The organism is Psychromonas sp. L1A2 (assembly GCF_009828855.1).
In the GTDB taxonomy this organism is placed as follows: Bacteria; Pseudomonadota; Gammaproteobacteria; order Enterobacterales; family Psychromonadaceae; genus Psychromonas.
The window spans coordinates 671040-687959 of record NZ_WUAG01000002.1; the positions used below are offsets into that span (position 1 = coordinate 671040).

Sequence of the window (16920 nt, forward strand, 5' to 3'; positions counted from 1 at the left end):
AAGAGAAAGTTAGCTAATTATAGTGCGTTAGCTGTTTCTACTACGTTTTTAACAGTGAAACCAAACATTTCAAATAGTTGATCTGCAGGTGCAGACTCACCAAATGTTGTCATACCGATCACTGCACCGTTTAGGCCAACATACTTGTACCAGTAATCTGCGATACCAGCTTCAATAGCAACACGCTTAGTCACTGCTGCTGGTAATACAGACTCTTTGTATTCAGCTGACTGAAGTTCAAATTGCTCAGTACAAGGAATTGAAACAACACGTACCGCTTTGCCTGAAGTTGTTAATTCAGCAGCAGCTTGCATTGCTAATTCAACTTCTGAACCTGTCGCAATTAAGATGATTTCAGCAGGTGTAGCACTATCAAGCAATACATAACCACCTTTTGCAACGTCAGCTAATTGCTGTGCATCACGTGCTTGTGGTTTCAGGTTTTGACGACTGAAGATAAGTGATGAAGGTGCATCAACTGATTCGATAGCAAACTTCCAAGCAACAGCAGATTCAACACTGTCACATGGACGCCATGTGTTCATGTTCGGTGTTAAACGTAAACTAGCGATTTGTTCAACAGGTTGATGTGTTGGACCATCTTCACCCAAACCAATTGAATCATGTGTAAACACTTGAATAGAACGTTGCTTCATTAAAGCAGACATACGTAATGCATTACGCGCGTATTCCATAAACATTAAGAACGTTGCGCCGTAAGGAACAAAACCTTTGTGTAATGCGATACCGTTAATGATCGCTGCCATTGCAAACTCACGTACACCGTAATGTAAGTAGTTACCAGTAGCGTCGTCAGCAGTAATAGCTTTAGTACCAGACCACATTGTTAAGTTAGATGGTGCTAAATCAGCAGAACCACCTAACAACTCTGGCAACATTGCACCAAAAGCTTCGATACAGTTTTGTGATGCTTTACGTGTTGCGATATTACCTTGGTTTGCTTGTAAGTCAGCAATGTAAGCAGAAGACTTAGCTTCCCACTCAGCAGGTAATTCGTTATTAACACGACGTTTGTACTCACTTGCTAATTCAGGGTAAGCCGCTGCGTATGCTGCGAACTTCTCATCCCAAGATTGCTCTGCTGCTTGACCTTGCTCTTTGTTATCCCAACCAGCATAAACATCAGCAGGAATTTCAAATGGACCGTGGTTCCAGCCAAGTGCTTTACGTGTTGCAGCAATTTCATCGTGACCTAATGGTGCACCGTGACAATCGTGTGTACCTTGCTTAGCAGGAGAACCAAAACCTATGATTGTTTTACAACAAATCATTGTTGGTTTCTTAGTTTCAGCTTTTGCTGAAATAATCGCCGCTTTAATTTCTTCAGGGTTATGCCCGTCAACAGAAATCACTTGCCATCCGTAAGCTTCAAAACGTTTAGGTGTATCGTCAGTGAACCAACCTTCTACTTCACCATCGATTGAAATGCCGTTGTCATCCCAGAATGCAATCAGTTTACCTAAACCTAAAGTACCCGCTAAAGAACAAGCTTCATGCGAAATACCTTCCATCAAACAACCGTCACCTAAGAAAGTGTAGGTATGATGATCAACAATTTCATGACCTTCTTTATTAAAAGAAGCCGCTAATGAGCGTTCAGCAATCGCCATGCCGATAGCATTGGTGATGCCTTGGCCTAATGGACCCGTTGTTGTTTCAATGCCCGGTGCGTAACCGTATTCAGGGTGACCTGGTGTTTTAGAATGTAATTGACGAAAGTTTTTTAGATCTTCAATTGAAAGTTCATAACCCGTTAAATGCAATAGAGAATAGATAAGCATTGAACCATGGCCGTTAGATAGAATAAAGCGGTCACGGTCAGCCCAGTTTGGATTGGTTGGGTTGTGCTTTAAAAAATCTGTCCATAATACTTGTGCAATATCAGCCATTCCCATTGGTGCGCCTGGGTGACCTGAATTGGCTTTTTGGACAGCATCCATACTAAGGGCGCGTATTGCGTTAGCTAACTCTTGACGAGAAGGCATCTGTTTCTCCTGATTACATTTTGAATTAATGAAGTTGCGGGTATATGTGGCGCGGATTATCCCAAATACCCAGAGTTTGGGCAATGGTAAAGTTACAATTTGATCACATATTTAAAGAAAATAAAGACCAAATAGATTACACAAAGATAAAGTGAGTAACTTGGTCATTGAAATAGAGACTTGGAGTAGGAAGTTGAAAGTAAGAAGTTGAAGCACAAAATTGAAATAGATAACAGAAAGAGTGTTCAATAAGGAATGAACACAGAGTTATTTACAGGGTCCATTCCTTATTTAGACAATAATCAGATTTAACTTTGTTGTTCAGCATACCCCGTGTTTTTGTTAGGGCCAAAAACAAAAATAATGCCTTTATCTAATAAAATTTGCGTAGTTTTATCAAAAAATGTAATCGCTTGATCAGTAGGCATATGTTTTAGAATCAACTCGATGGCGATATCAAACCCCGCAGCATCTGGTAATGCTTTAACCAATTCACCTGATTCAATAAAATATAGGTAAGTATTAATTTTTTCTTGCAGTGTAAATAAATGCACATCGTCATGATCCCAAACTAATGAATCAATAATACTCAAGAATACGCGTTTCGCTTCTGTTTCCATTCCAATAGCATCAATGCTATCCGTATCAACTACACTCATCACTAACCTTTTCTTTTATAATTTTCGATCACTACTTTTACTATTTTTTCAAAAATAGCACTTTAATTTAATACTACTAACTACTAAGAATAGAAACCTTTATGTCATTGGAAACAGTTGACGCCACATAGCCATACCACCTTCAACACTGTAGGTATCCTCATAACCTTGTTCAGCCAAATATTGAGCGACACCTTTACTACTATTACCATGGTAACAAACCACAAAAACAGGTGTATCAAACTCAACTTTATCTAAAAACTCTTTTAAAGTGTCATTATTTAAATTAAATGCACCTTCAGCATGATCAGCTTCATAAGATTGAGCATCACGCGTGTCCACAAGAACAGCTTCTTCATTGTCTAAACGTTGCTTTGTTTCAGCTATTTCTATTAACTTGAATTTAGCCATATATAATTCCTTTTATTAAAAATTTTACTTTATTAACAATTAGATCATTACTTAATTACTTAATTACTTAATTACTTAATTACTCAATGTTATAGATATTAATTAGGACGATGCGTATAATATTTTAAATTCATTGGTTTTTATACTCTTTTTCTAAGTGTAACATTCGTTAACCAACAGATTTCAATGACTTTTCATTTTTTATCAGATCTGATAACTCCTACTTAATAATTTCAATGAGCACTTTAAATCATGCAAAAAAAAATTCTATTTGTTTGTCCTAAATTCTATAATTATGAAAAATTGATTATAGAAGAGCTCAATACGCAGGGCTACGATGTTACAGCTTTCACTTATGATGAAGAACACTGTTTAAAATTGAATTTTTTTTTTCAACCAATTAAAAAAATTATTTCTCGCTTTTCTTCGACTAGCATTCACCATTTAATAAGCCCTGACATTTTATTCAAAAAAATTAATAATAATATAAGAAAACTATCTGAAATTAAATATGACTGCCTTTTAGTTGTCAAAGGGTTTGGAATATCCAACAACACGATAAAAAACATTAATGCTAATAGAAAAGTAATATATCAATGGGACCCATTATCTCGTTATCCACATATCTATAAAATATATAAAAGCTTTGATTATACCTATACTTTTGATTTCCAAGATTCAAAAAATGGATTCGGAGAATATTTACCTAACTTTATCCCTTCAGATCTCCATAAAAACTCTTTAAATAAGTTTAAAATTTTTTATATTGGCATTTACAGTGATTATCGCTATGAAAAGTTAGTCAAAATAAAAAAATGGTGCTCCAAAGAAAATATCCCATACGATTTGCTATTAATACATAAACGTAAGCAATGTGAAGATGGTTTAATTAAAAATAAAAATATAGATATTGATGAGTATAGAAATAGATTTTCACAATCTTCAATTATATTAGAAATTTCAAGCTCAAAGCACAATGGTTTCACACAGCGATATTATGAAGCAATATTCAGTGAGAAAATTGTTCTGGAAATAAAATCGAGTGATGATTTAAATAAGCTCATCAATAGCAGTAAAGAAGATATATCTAAGCTAAAACCACTTCCATTACTTGATAGAAAAAAACTAACAGACCCTTTGTTAATTAATAATTGGCTTAACAAAATACTTGACTAAATCAACATATAAAAGTCAATATTTGTATTCATGCTATCCAATTTTTATAATGCAATTAAAATATATTAATCGTAACTGGTTGTGATAAGGCGAGCTTATTACACAAAAAATTTCAAGGTTTGGCTTAGACGTATTCCATGTTTTTTCTAATACATGGCTAACATAAACCAACTTAATTTAAAGCAATTAAATATAAAAATCATGAATCCATCAGTGTTCATTACCTATTGTGTAAAGCACAACATTACATTTCTTGCGCTTCAGACACTACTATTTACGTTGATTCAAAAATACTTCCGGCCCCCCCCTAAAATATGACCGAAGTTTGTAAATTAAATAATTGGTTAATAGGTAACACAAATGTATCCTACATATCTAATTTAGTATTGGAACATTCAAAACAACTAAAAAATGGTTGATTATAAGATTCTAAAAATTTCACCATATTATTCTGGTCTAATTGAACTTGAAACTTTAATTCTGGATAATACTATCCACTACCGATGTGAACATGAATGCAAAACATCAGTACAAAAGTTACACAACAGAATTTAGATCAGAAGCATTAGCGTTGTTCAGTCAACAAGGCTATGCCGTTCAAAAAATTACATCAGCACTGGGTATCACGACTAGCCTACTTTACAACAGGAAAAAGTTGAAGAACTTGCAAATTCAACCGTAAATTCTGATGAACAGACTGAGTGATTAACGCGACAAAAGAAGTTAACCCCCTCCGAATGGAGAAAGAAATACTAGAAAAGGCCAATCCTTCTTCGTAAAAGAAATGAAGTAAAGTTTCGATATATTCGAGCGTGCACTCTAAATATCCCATAAAACTACTTTGTAATGTACTGCAAGTGAGTCGCAGTGCATTTTATGATTGGCTTGAACGACCGTCTAAAATTATCAGTGAAGAAGACCAGAATAGATGAAGAAGAGTAAAGTATTATGAAAGTATTTGTAATTAGCCTAAAACATTCGATAGAACGACGTTCAAGAATACAAGAATTACTTGATGAACAAGGTATTGAATTTGAATTTTTTGATGCTATAGATGCGTCAGTGAAAGATTTTAAGTATTCAAATAAAAGAGCGCCAAATAAAACATTACTCCGATTAGGCTACCACCTTCTAGATAATGAAATCGCGTGCTTTGCAAGTCACTTTTGCCTTTGGGAAAAGTGTATTGAATTAAATGAACCAATATTAATTTTAGAAGATAACTGTGATTTAATGGCAACAATTTCAAGTTATCAGTCATTATTTGAGAACCTAGTTAATGAACATCACTTCATTAAACTTTTTTCCATGTTTAAAAAAAAATATAGCCCTATAAAAAAAATAAATGCATCCGCTGAAATAATCTATTACCACGACAGAACATGTGGTGCACAAGGTTATTTAATAAGCCCTTATGGTGCTATGAAATTTGTTGAAAATGCACAACAGTTCATTGAACCAGCCGACAACTACATGGAGAAACCTTGGCGACATGGCATTTTAACTTACTCTTTTAAGCCCGATTTAGTATGCAGAGCGAAAATCAAATCAACAATAGGTTCAAACCGGAAAAATAAAAAGAAACTACCATTATGGCGAAAAAGTATTATTGAAATAATAAGAGTATATGAAGAACTACAATATAAGATTGTAAATGTCAGAATAAAAAAAAGACATAAAAGCAATGCTAAAAATTAAAATGCATTTCGTTAAAATGTCAATCCCATTACCTTTTTTGAGGGTACTGGAATGTTTCTATATCCTAACAGGAAAAAAGCAATGGTTATTTTCGCTATCATTACTGCGATAATATCCTTATTTTCCTACGGTATACACATCCTATTTATTACCAATGAAAAAAAGAGTGAAAATATATGGCTAGGAAGCATAATGGTGTCAACTTTTTCAGTTGTATCGTTAACAGGTGTCCCTTTAATCATGTACAACCATTGACCTTATATTTTTTATTAATCTATCTTACAATGCATGAAACCGCTATACCTCTGAGCGTCTCATCTGACAGGACAAAAAATCAATGAATATACTAATTTGCAGTTCCTACAAACACGCATGGAACAGTGTTAGACCTGAAGCAGAAATGTTTATTGAATTTGTTAAACTGGGACATAACGTGACAGTTATGACCCAAGGGGACTCTGAATATACACAACGATTTATTGATAATGGCGTCCATGTTATTGATTGCTACCCCAGTAAGAAAATATGCATAAAAAACATTAAAAAAATCAAAAAAGTATTAAAAGAATACAGCATTGATATTTGCTATGCTTTTAATTCAAAAACCATCCCTAATGCAGCATTTGCCTGCATTGGTACAAAGGTAAAGTTAGTTGCTTACCGGGGAACAACAGGTGGTTTATATCGACATGATCCCTCTGCTTATTTAACCCAGTTACATCCCCGCGTTGATGGTATTATTTGCGTTTCCAATGCAGTAACAAATGATGTAAAAAAACGAGTTTGGAAAAACAAAAATAATGTAGTTACTATCTATAAGGGTCATCGATTAGATTGGTATCAGGTAGAACCGACACAACGCGCAGAGTTTAATTTAACTAATAATGACATCATTGCAGTTTGTGCAGCGCACGTTCGACCAAGTAAAGGTATTTCGGTATTAATCGGAGCTACACATTACATAAAAAATAAAAATTTCCACCTTATTTTAGCAGGCAGTGGTTTTGAAGCTCATTTTGATGAAATAAAAGCAAGTCCAATGTTAGATAGAATCCATTATATTGGGCATAGAACAGACATTCCTTCTTTAATGACCATGGCAGACTTTCAGGTTCAACCATCGATTAGTGGTGAAGGTTTACCAAGAACCATCATTGAAGCAATGGCAAATAAAACTACATCTATTGTAACAACAGCAGGAGGATCACCTGAACTAGTTGTCGATGGGGAGACTGGTTACGTGGTTAAAGCTGGAAATGCTATGGCCTTTGGTGAAGCAATGAATAAATTGATTTCAAATAAAAACCAAATACGAGTGATGAGCGAAGCTGCACAGCATCGCTTGAATGAAAAATTTAATTCAAAAAACACTGTTGATGAGCACTTAGCTTTCTTTGAAAAGCTTTTGGTTTAACTTTAATGATTATAACTACCGTTTTAACAAAACAGCAAAATACTATCTCTTAAATTAGTGTGCTGTAATAATATAATATTTTAATTAGGTTAATTTTTATGAATAATTTATTAAAGTCAATTAGACGAATATTGATACGGCCTAAATTGAATAAAGTAGAACCAGATTCAAGTTTGGTTAATGAATTTTTCAAGCATAATTGTGATGGGGTATCTTCAAAAACAATTTGGATTTTTTGGGATTCAGGGTTATATGATGCACCTGATGTTGTACAATTATCTTATTCAAGTTGGTTAAGAGAAAACCCTGATTATGATGTTGTTTTTCTTGATAGTAGTAATATCGCGCATTATGTAAAACCTAATTGGGATTCTTTTTTTAATCATTGTTCGGTTAAATTGGGAGCTGCAGGAAAATCCGATTTATTAAGATTATATCTGCTTTATAATTATGGTGGAGTTTGGGTAGATGCAACTACATTTTGCTTAAAACCATTATCTGACTGGCTTAATATCAATGATAATGAGTTTTTTTCTTTTAAGGAAAAAGCCGCATCTGATAGACAACTAGTATCGTGGTTTTTAGTTTGTAAAAAACATAATGAAATCGCAGGATTTTTACTTAGAGAATCTCTTAACTACTTAACAAGAAATAGAAAATATATTCTTGATGTTATTGGGTTAAAATCTACATATAAACTTACCAAGCTAGACAATCTAATAGGGAGAGAATGTAGCGGGCATTTACTATTAAATCATCTTGAATCAAGAGGGTACGCTCCATATTTTTGGGTTTTCTATTTATTTAATGAAGTAATTAAGAATAAAAAAATAGCTTGTTTATGGTCAAATGAAATATACCCTTATGATTATGCAGAACTAGATGATGATATAAATACATTTATGAACAGCGTTGTATCAAAGCAAACTTATAGAGAAAAATATATAAAGAAAGAAAACTATAAGACACGTAAAAAAATATTGATAGCCCAAGCAGATAGAAATCACTAGAAATAGATCAACTGAAAAATATTTTTTAAATTATATACAAGAGTATTATTCTTTAAAAAATTGAGAGTCTATTATAATTTTGAGCGATTTCCATAACATTTAAAATAATAGAAGTCAGCAATAGTTGTAATGAACCTCTATTAATAACAGAGGTTCAAAAGTTTAAGTTTTATTATTCTCCAAAAGCCACAATCCAACATATTTATTAAAATTTACTTGAGCATAAGTCATCGCCATAATAAAACCAATGCTACCATCTAAAAATCCACGACGTATTACATAGATTAAAAAGAAAGTCCAAGTAGCTCTCAACAGAGCGACAAATAAGCCATTGGACTTTTTATTTTTACGAAAATACTTTTGAGATCCTAACCAAGCATAGTCACATGCTTTATCTAAACCATGCTTATAGTCTCTATGTGTATAATGTAATAACAAACCATTTAATACGCCGTATTTTTTTCCTGATGGAACAATAGTTTCATGTACTTCATCTAGTGTAAAGTAGGCGCCATCCCGTTTAAACAAACGTAAAACAGCTCTAGCGCTACGCCCATATTTTAATGTTTTCCCATATATGGTCACTCCCCAGGGAAGTTTGAATGCATCTTGTTCTATCGCACTTTGTGATAATAATTTCTTAAGTGCATTTTGCATTTTTGTATCAAGCGCTTCATCTGCATCAATAGATAAGACCCATTCACATGTTGCTTTATCTAAGGCGCGCTGCTTTTGTTTTCCAAATCCAGGCCAATCAGTCACGAACACATGATTTGTATAGCTTTCACATATTGAAACAGTGGAGTCGGTTGAACCACTATCTAAAACGATAATCTCATCAGCGAGTTCTGATACTGATTTTAAACAACGCTCTACACGATCTCCTTCATTTTTAGTAATTAAAATTACTGATAATGTATGCTTCTTCATTGTTTTTCCTTTTTAACTAACATTTTTAGCTGATATATTTATAATACATACAAAACAGAGTTGCATAATTCAATATATAAACACCAAATAAGTTAAATTTAATTACGATATTTTAAGGTGTTAAAGCTCAATAACGCCTAAGGCTCTATTTAAAACTTCCAATACTTTAACTGCTTACGAATTTTAATATTTCTTAAAATATTCATCGGTTTATTATCCACCCAATTATTTTTTAACATATGATCCACAGCATTCAATACCCTTAGAGATGACAGCCCATCTAAAAAAGGAGTAACTGAAGGACCATACTCTCTAATGGATTGTAATAGTTCAGGTGAAGCATTTAATGCATCTAAAATAGCTGACTCTAAGTTTTTAGGATCATTTATATTAATAAAAGAAGCTAAAGGTTGTCGATTATTTATTGTTACGACAGGTTTATTCAACAATAAGAACTCTTGAAAAATTGAAGAATTATCACAAACCATAACATCTGCTCGGTGCATGCATTCAATTACTCTATTATTATCCATAAAGATTAGATTATCATTTTCTAATGCTTTATATTTTTTAACCGTGGTAGCTGACATTTTAGGATGTAGCGTTACTAACCACTGCCATTTAGAATCTTTACTTAGTCGTTGAATCTCTTCATATGCTACTTCTGCGCATGAAAGTGATGGGCTAAAAGTAGATGAAAACAGTATTTGAGGGCATTCATACCGTTTTGATGATTGATAATTAAAAAGGCTGTCTAATTTGATCCAACCTGTTTCAACAACATCAAAGTACCGTTTTTTTATTGACTCTTTAATCAATGAAGAAGTTCTTTCAGGGCCTTCAGTGCAATACAAATCGAATAACCCCCTTTCAGGATAAACGTTGCCTCGTTTACTCTCATTTAATCCATGGAATACTTCAACTTTAAGTCCAGGAATAAAACGAGGTACCCTATCGCCAGGAACAAAAACCGCATCAGGGTGATACTTAATAGCTAAATCAAGCGTCTTAATTTGAACTTCGTCAGCATGAAGAAAAGAAGGATTAACATCTTCCCCGATCAATAGCCAACATACTTCGTGTCCTTTCTTTAAAGCCTCTACTTGTAGGGGACGCAAGATATCAAATGAATAATTTTGCTCGACATAAAACAAAAATTTATATTTAACAGATATATTTGAATTTTGCATAAACTAGCCTTTTAAAAGTATATTTCTATCTAAAAATAAAATTAGTGTAAACTATATAAATACTTAGATAGCAAACTAACTGATACCACATGCGAATATTATATACATTACTACTTACTTTAGTGTCCCCTTTTTTTCTTTATTCTCTCTATAAATCAAAACCTAATAAGCCTAAGTTTGGGAAACGTTGGCTTGAACATTTTGGGTTTACACCAAGATTAACTGATTCTAGTGATCATGTAGTGTGGTTTCATACTGTTTCAGTAGGCGAAACGATTGCTGCGACTCCTTTGATAAAGGCTTATCACCAACGTTACCCAACACATACCATTGTTGTGACTACCACCACCAGCACGGGTGCAGAACAAGCAACAAAAATAGGTGACTTTGTTCAACACCGTTATATGCCTGTTGATTTTTCTTGGACGGTTCATCGTTTTATAACCATCGTAAAACCACAAAAATTATTTATTATGGAAACAGAGCTATGGCCAAATACATTAACTATGGCAGCACAGCAGCATATTGAAGTCACCATTCTTAATGCAAGATTGTCAGAGCGTTCCTTTCTTCGCTACAAGAAATTTCAAGCCGTCTTCAACTTACTTTCTAACCCTATTAGTCAAATATTATGCCAAACACAGGCAGATGCTGATCGTTTCATTGCCCTTGGCATTGCAACCCGAAAAGTACAAGTGACTGGATCTCTGAAGTTTGATATTGATATATCGCCTGCTGTTATTGAATCAGGAAATAAATTAAGAGAAAGCATAGGTATAAACCGTCCAGTATGGATTGTCGCAAGTACCCATCAAGGTGAAGACGACATTATATTAAGTGCCCATAAAAAGCTCCTCGAAAAGAGAGATGACCTATTATTAATCATTGTACCGAGGCACCCAGAGCGTTTTGATCAAGTTGCACAACTAAGTGAACAGCAGGGCTTAAAAATACAACGCAGAACTACTACTAAACAAGCTATTGATACTGCTACACAAGTCTTTATTGGTGACACAATGGGCGAAATGCTAACCTTCATTGGAGCTGCTGATGTCTGTTTTATGGGTGGAAGCTTAATTGGAGAGAAAGTCGGCGGACATAACTTATTAGAACCCGCTGCACTAGCAAAACCTTGTTTAACCGGCCCAAGTTATTACAACTTTAAGTTAATCACAGAGCAATTATTAGCCGTTAATGCCTGCACTATCTGTAATGATAGTGAAGCAATCGTTAAGGCTGTCAAACAGCTAATAGATGATAAAGCGTTGCGAAAAAGTGCTGGAGATGCCGCTTTACAAATAGTCAATACGAGCAAAGGTGCACTACAAAAAACCTTAAACTTACTGTAAAAAATTAATGAAACACAATAAGTAAAGATCTCATAAATATTTATAGTTGAATATTGATAGTTAAATATTGAAGTTAATTAGTAATGTTAAGTTACTCAAGATTAACGCTTTCCAAACATGAAAAAATCTTAAATATTGTTAAGTGTGAAAGTTTCTTAAACTTCACACTTGTTGATAACTGACTACGAGAGATTGCCAATCAGCTTCACACCAATGAATAGATCTCTTTTTAAGCTCTTTACGAAAAGAACGTAATAAACGTTGTAGGTTATTCTCCTTCCAACTATCTCCAACTTGTTGATAACATTTATCGAAATCAATAATCCAAACCCGACCATCTTTATCTAATAAAATATTATGAATATTCAGATCAGTATGATTGACCTGTGCTTGATGCAGTTTTTTAATTTCTTTACCAATATTTAAATATTCATGTTTCGTTAATTCTCTTTGCTGTAGCAGATCCACTAGATCTGACGCGGCAGGAATTTTTTCAGATAAAATATTAGCTTTATACAATAAACCACAACGTTTAACATTAGCGGCAATGGGTGTTGGTACATTAACGCCTTGCCCTTGCAAATGATTTAATAAATGAAACTCTGCGATACTTCGCGCTTTTTGATAGCCAGTAAAAAAATAGCTATCAGATATTATTTTTCCAAATAATCCACCTCGACAATAGTGACGTAATGCGGCTTGTATGCTATCAAGCTCAACAAACCAAGTCGTCCCACGCCCTTGCGCGCTACCGATAACCTTCGCTTTATTCTGCCAATATTGTGGATCAAAACATTCAGATACATCATCAATCAACTTTTCATTGTAAATAGTATATGCACCTTGGCTTTGAATAATTTTGAACATCTTGTTAACCTTTTAATAAATACTCGCGACTCCAAAAATATTGAAACCTAAAATAACGTTAATATTGTATACTGAATAAAATCACTTGGAATATCATACTACTATGCCATTATTTTCAACAGCACCTAAATCGATATGTCTTCTACGTTTATCAGCTATTGGCGATGTATGCCATGCTGTTGCTATGGTACAAGCAATTCAAAAGCAATGGCCAAGCACCAAGATAACCTGGATCATGGGAAAAATAGAAGCGCAGTTATTGCATGATTTACCTGATGTTGAAGTGATTATTTTTGATAAAAAAACGGGTTACTCCGGCATGAAAGCTATTTGGAAGCAGCTATCAGGACGCCGCTTTGATGCATTATTACATATGCAACTCGCGTTGAGAGCAAGTGCGCTAACGCTAGGTATTAAAGCTAAATATAAAGTGGGCTTTAATTTTAAACGTGCGAAAGAAGCACAATGGTTATTCACTAACCAAAAAATTTCAGATACTGCTTCACAACATGTTTTAGATAGCTTCTTTGAATTCGCCTATTACTTAGGTATTGAAAAAACATCACCAACTTGGGATATCCCACTTTCATCTTCAGACGTTAAATTCGCTCAAACAATAAGCCCACATAATAAACCATTATTTATTATCAGCCCTGCTGCAAGTAAAGATGAACGAAACTGGTTAACAGAGCGTTATGCTGCAGTCGCAGATCATGCCATCACACAAGGTTTTGAAGTGGTATTATGTGGCTCCCCTGCGCCTCGTGAAGTACTGTTAGGTGAAAATATACAAACATTAATGCAGCACAAAGCGATCAATTTAATTGGTCAAACTTCGTTAAAGCAACTCACAGCGACGTTAAGACAAGCTTCGCTAGTGCTAGCGCCTGATTCAGGCCCTGCTCATATCGCAACAACACAAAACACGCCTGTTATTGGTTTGTATGGACACAGTAATCCATTACGAACAGGCCCCTATTTAAGTGCTGAATATGTGATTAGTGTTTATGAACAGCATGTACAAGAGCAACATAAAAAATCGTTATCTGAACTACCTTGGAGTGCACGCGCAAAAGGTGAGCATATTATGCAAGACATCTCCACTGAACAGGTCATTGAACAATTTACTGCCATAACAGGCTCTGATCATTAATAATTTTAGATTTTTAGTAGCAGGCTTACGTGTTAAAAAAGACAAGCCAGAAAGTAAAAAGGCTAACAAAAGTTAGCCTTAATAAAAATTATATTCATTAGATTCGATTTATCATTAATAACCAAATCACCATAGAAACTACTTAGCGTAAAAGTCTTTATACCATTTAACAAACTCAGCAACACCTTGCTTCACTGTGACTGCAGGTGTGTAACCTATCACTTTAAATAAGTCAGTAGTATCGGCATAGGTTTGATATACATCGCCAGCTTGCATTCCACGGAAGTTTTTCTTCGCTTCTATGCCTAGCTCGCTTTCAATTGCTTGTACAAAATCCATTAAGCTGATTGGTGAGCCGTGCCCTATATTGTAAACAGCGTAAGGTGCAGAACTCGTTGCAGGGCTACCCGTTTCAACTGTCCAATCAGGATTTTTAACAGGCTCAACGTCTGCAATTCGAATAACACCTTCTACAATGTCATCAATATAGGTAAAGTCACGCCACATATCACCATTATTATTGATATCGATCGTTTCACCTTCTAAGATCTTTTTAGTAAAGATGAACGGTGCCATATCTGGACGTCCCCAAGGACCATAAACGGTAAAGAATCGTAAGCCTGTTGTTGGAATATCGTAAAGATGAGAGTACGTATGTGCCATCAATTCATTTGATTTCTTAGTGGCAGCATACAAAGAGATAGGATGATCTACTGAATCATTGGTTGAGAATGGTACTTTTGCGTTTAAACCATACACAGAGCTTGATGAAGCATAGATCAGGTGACCTACTTTATTTTGACGACACCCTTCCAAAATATTCACATGACCCACTAAGTTGCTATCAGCATAAGCCAATGGATTTTCAATCGAGTAACGTACACCTGCTTGTGCGCCAAGATGAATAACGCGGTCAAACTGCTGATCTGCAAATAGACTTTTAATGCCTTCACGATCTGCCAAATCTAATTTAATAAATTGAAATAATGGATTTTTAATACGCTTTAAACGAGCTTCTTTTAACGCAACATCATAGTAGTCGTTGATATTATCAATACCAATCACTTGATGACCAGCGGCAGTTAAACGTTCAACGACAACGCTCCCGATAAAACCAACAGCACCCGTTACAAGGTATTTCATATTGAACTCCAAAAATGTACACATGATTGTATTAACGACATAAACTCAATCATATAAAGCCGCTATAGTAATGACTTATCTACAATGAGTAAAATACAAAGACAAAAAAACGGTTAACACATATTAAATAATATGTGTTAACCGTTAAACATAATGATAAAAATTTAAATCTAAAACGCTACTTAAAAAAACTTACTTCCACGCTTTCCAAGCATTGATCAAGCCGTTCGTTGAACAGTCGTGGCTTTCTACACAATCTTTATTACTTAGCTCAGGTAATATTTGTCCGGCTAATTGCTTACCTAATTCAACCCCCCACTGATCAAAAGTGAAGATGTTCCAGATAACGCCTTGCGTAAAGATCTTTTGTTCGTACATTGCGATCAGTTGCCCTAATGTTTTAGGCGTGATTTTTTTAACTAAAATTGAGTTAGTGGGTTTGTTACCTTCAAATACTTTGTAAGGTACTAAATCAGCCACTTCTTCTGCTGATTTACCAGCCGCCTTAAACTCAGACTCGACTTGCATCTTGGTTTTACCAAAAGCTAATGCTTCAGTTTGAGCAAAAAAGTTAGATAGCAATTTAGCATGGTGATCGCCCGCTGGGTTATGACTAACCGCGGGTGCAATAAAGTCACAAGGGATTAGTTTTGTACCTTGATGAATCAATTGATAGAAGGCATGTTGCCCATTAGTCCCTGGCTCACCCCAAATAATTGGCCCCGTTTGGTAATCGACAGGGTCACCATTACGGTCTGTACATTTACCGTTAGATTCCATATTGCCTTGTTGAAAATAAGCAGGGAAACGATGCATATACTGATCATAAGGTAAAATAGCTTCTGACTCGGCACCATAAAAATTGTTATACCAAATACCGATAACCGCTAATAAGACCGGAATATTATTTTCAAATTCAGTCGTTGCAAAGTGCTGATCCATCTCATGTGCACCAGCAAGTAGCTCTTCATAGTTTTCAAAACCAACGGTTAATGCAATAGATAATCCGATCGCAGACCAAATAGAGTAACGTCCACCGACCCAATCCCAGAATTGAAACATATTAGCCGTATCAATACCAAACTCAGTCACTGCATCTGCATTAGTCGAAAGCGCAGCAAAATGTTTAGCAACAAATGCTTCATCCTGTGCAAAATTTAAAAACCAATCTCGTGCACTGTGCGCATTGGTCATGGTTTCTTGTGTTGTGAATGTTTTAGAGGCAATTAAAAATAAGGTTGTTTCAGGGTCTACTTTAGTTAACGTTTCAACAATATGAGTACCATCAACATTAGACACAAAATGCGTTTCAATCCCTTCTACCTTATAAGGGCGCAACGCTTCAGTGACCATGAATGGGCCTAAATCAGAACCGCCAATACCAATATTTACTACATCTGTAATACGCTTACCTGTGTAACCTAACCATTCACCGGAATGTACTTTTGCACAAAACGTTTTCATTTGAGCCAATACTTCGTTGATTTTAGGCATCACATCTTCGCCATCAACTATCACGGGTGTATTACTGCGGTTACGTAATGCAGTATGTAATACCGCTCGCCCTTCTGTAATATTAATTTTTTCACCAGAAAATTGCGCTTTAATTGCTTCGCTTAAATCGACTTCTTTAGCAAGATCAATCAAGCTAGCTAATATTTCTTCGGTAATTAAGTTCTTAGAGAAATCTAATAAAAAATCTTCGTTAAATTGGCGAGAAAAGGTCTCGAAACGCTGTGAATCTTCGGCAAATAATTCAGATATTTGCATATCAGCATGGTCATCAAATAGGCTTTGTAGCGTTGACCAAGCAGCAGTTTGTGTCGGTTGGATATTTTTCAACATAAGAAGTTCCCAAGTTTATGATATTAAAGCTTTATGAATGGTTATAACGTATTTTCATTTATAACAACA

Annotated in this window: 14 protein-coding genes and 1 pseudogene; 7 read left to right on the forward strand and 8 right to left on the reverse strand. The window is 34.8% G+C overall.

From position 1 onward, the window contains the following. Window positions 1–17 precede the first annotated feature (17 nt). From tkt to glpE, 3 genes are all read right to left on the reverse strand, one after another. A complete protein-coding gene (gene tkt, locus GQR59_RS13375) occupies window positions 18–2006 on the reverse strand; it encodes a transketolase (RefSeq protein ID WP_160063496.1) in 1989 nt (662 codons plus the stop codon). A gap of 308 nt (window positions 2007–2314) precedes the next feature. Then, a complete protein-coding gene (locus GQR59_RS13380) occupies window positions 2315–2665 on the reverse strand; it encodes a DUF6572 domain-containing protein (protein WP_160063498.1) in 351 nt (116 codons plus the stop codon). Between the two features lie 99 nt (window positions 2666–2764). Then, window positions 2765–3076, reverse strand: a complete 312-nt coding sequence (gene glpE / locus GQR59_RS13385; RefSeq protein WP_160063500.1) for a thiosulfate sulfurtransferase GlpE — start codon at window positions 3074–3076, stop codon at window positions 2765–2767. A gap of 252 nt (window positions 3077–3328) precedes the next feature. Here glpE and GQR59_RS13390 point away from each other — a divergent pair, with 252 nt between their 5' ends. The 5 genes and pseudogenes from GQR59_RS13390 to GQR59_RS13410 all read left to right on the forward strand — a co-directional run bounded on the left by GQR59_RS13390 (window position 3329) and on the right by GQR59_RS13410 (window position 8374). Continuing rightward, window positions 3329–4252: a hypothetical protein gene (locus GQR59_RS13390; protein ID WP_160063502.1), complete on the forward strand. Its 924-nt coding sequence runs from the start codon at window positions 3329–3331 to the stop codon at window positions 4250–4252. A gap of 511 nt (window positions 4253–4763) precedes the next feature. After that, window positions 4764–5178: pseudogene (locus tag GQR59_RS13395) on the forward strand (transposase); the annotation flags it as partial. Window positions 5179–5200: 22 nt separating this feature from the next. Beyond that, window positions 5201–5950: a glycosyltransferase family 25 protein gene (locus tag GQR59_RS13400; RefSeq protein WP_160063504.1), complete on the forward strand. Its 750-nt coding sequence runs from the start codon at window positions 5201–5203 to the stop codon at window positions 5948–5950. A gap of 337 nt (window positions 5951–6287) precedes the next feature. Beyond that, entirely contained in the window at window positions 6288–7364 is a 1077-nt protein-coding gene (locus tag GQR59_RS13405) for a glycosyltransferase family 4 protein (RefSeq protein ID WP_160063506.1), read from the forward strand. Window positions 7365–7510: 146 nt separating this feature from the next. After that, window positions 7511–8374: a capsular polysaccharide synthesis protein gene (locus GQR59_RS13410; RefSeq protein ID WP_236546765.1), complete on the forward strand. Its 864-nt coding sequence runs from the start codon at window positions 7511–7513 to the stop codon at window positions 8372–8374. 162 nt (window positions 8375–8536) lie between these two features. Here the strand turns inward: GQR59_RS13410 and GQR59_RS13415 are convergent, their stop codons facing one another. Together GQR59_RS13415 and GQR59_RS13420 are read right to left on the reverse strand one after the other, a co-directional pair. Continuing rightward, the gene (locus GQR59_RS13415) at window positions 8537–9304 is read right to left on the reverse strand and encodes a glycosyltransferase family 2 protein (RefSeq protein WP_160063510.1); all 768 of its coding nucleotides are present in this window, start codon (window positions 9302–9304) and stop codon (window positions 8537–8539) included. Window positions 9305–9453: 149 nt separating this feature from the next. Then, the gene (locus GQR59_RS13420) at window positions 9454–10494 is read right to left on the reverse strand and encodes a CDP-glycerol glycerophosphotransferase family protein (RefSeq protein WP_160063512.1); all 1041 of its coding nucleotides are present in this window, start codon (window positions 10492–10494) and stop codon (window positions 9454–9456) included. A gap of 89 nt (window positions 10495–10583) precedes the next feature. On the opposite strand from GQR59_RS13420, the gene waaA reads away from it, so the two are divergent. Then, window positions 10584–11843: a lipid IV(A) 3-deoxy-D-manno-octulosonic acid transferase gene (waaA, locus tag GQR59_RS13425; RefSeq protein ID WP_160063514.1), complete on the forward strand. Its 1260-nt coding sequence runs from the start codon at window positions 10584–10586 to the stop codon at window positions 11841–11843. 162 nt (window positions 11844–12005) lie between these two features. On the opposite strand, the gene GQR59_RS13430 is transcribed toward waaA, so the two are convergent. Then, window positions 12006–12710, reverse strand: a complete 705-nt coding sequence (locus tag GQR59_RS13430; RefSeq protein ID WP_160063516.1) for a 3-deoxy-D-manno-octulosonic acid kinase — start codon at window positions 12708–12710, stop codon at window positions 12006–12008. A gap of 103 nt (window positions 12711–12813) precedes the next feature. On the opposite strand from GQR59_RS13430, the gene GQR59_RS13435 reads away from it, so the two are divergent. After that, complete coding sequence (locus GQR59_RS13435) at window positions 12814–13863, forward strand: glycosyltransferase family 9 protein (protein WP_160063518.1); 1050 nt, start codon at window positions 12814–12816, stop codon at window positions 13861–13863. A 138-nt stretch (window positions 13864–14001) separates the two neighbouring features. Here the strand turns inward: GQR59_RS13435 and GQR59_RS13440 are convergent, their stop codons facing one another. Both GQR59_RS13440 and pgi read right to left on the reverse strand, forming a co-directional pair. Continuing rightward, window positions 14002–15006: an NAD-dependent epimerase gene (locus tag GQR59_RS13440; RefSeq protein ID WP_160063520.1), complete on the reverse strand. Its 1005-nt coding sequence runs from the start codon at window positions 15004–15006 to the stop codon at window positions 14002–14004. A 192-nt stretch (window positions 15007–15198) separates the two neighbouring features. Further along, window positions 15199–16851, reverse strand: a complete 1653-nt coding sequence (gene pgi, locus GQR59_RS13445) for a glucose-6-phosphate isomerase (RefSeq protein WP_160063522.1) — start codon at window positions 16849–16851, stop codon at window positions 15199–15201. Between the last annotated feature and the right edge of the window lie 69 nt (window positions 16852–16920).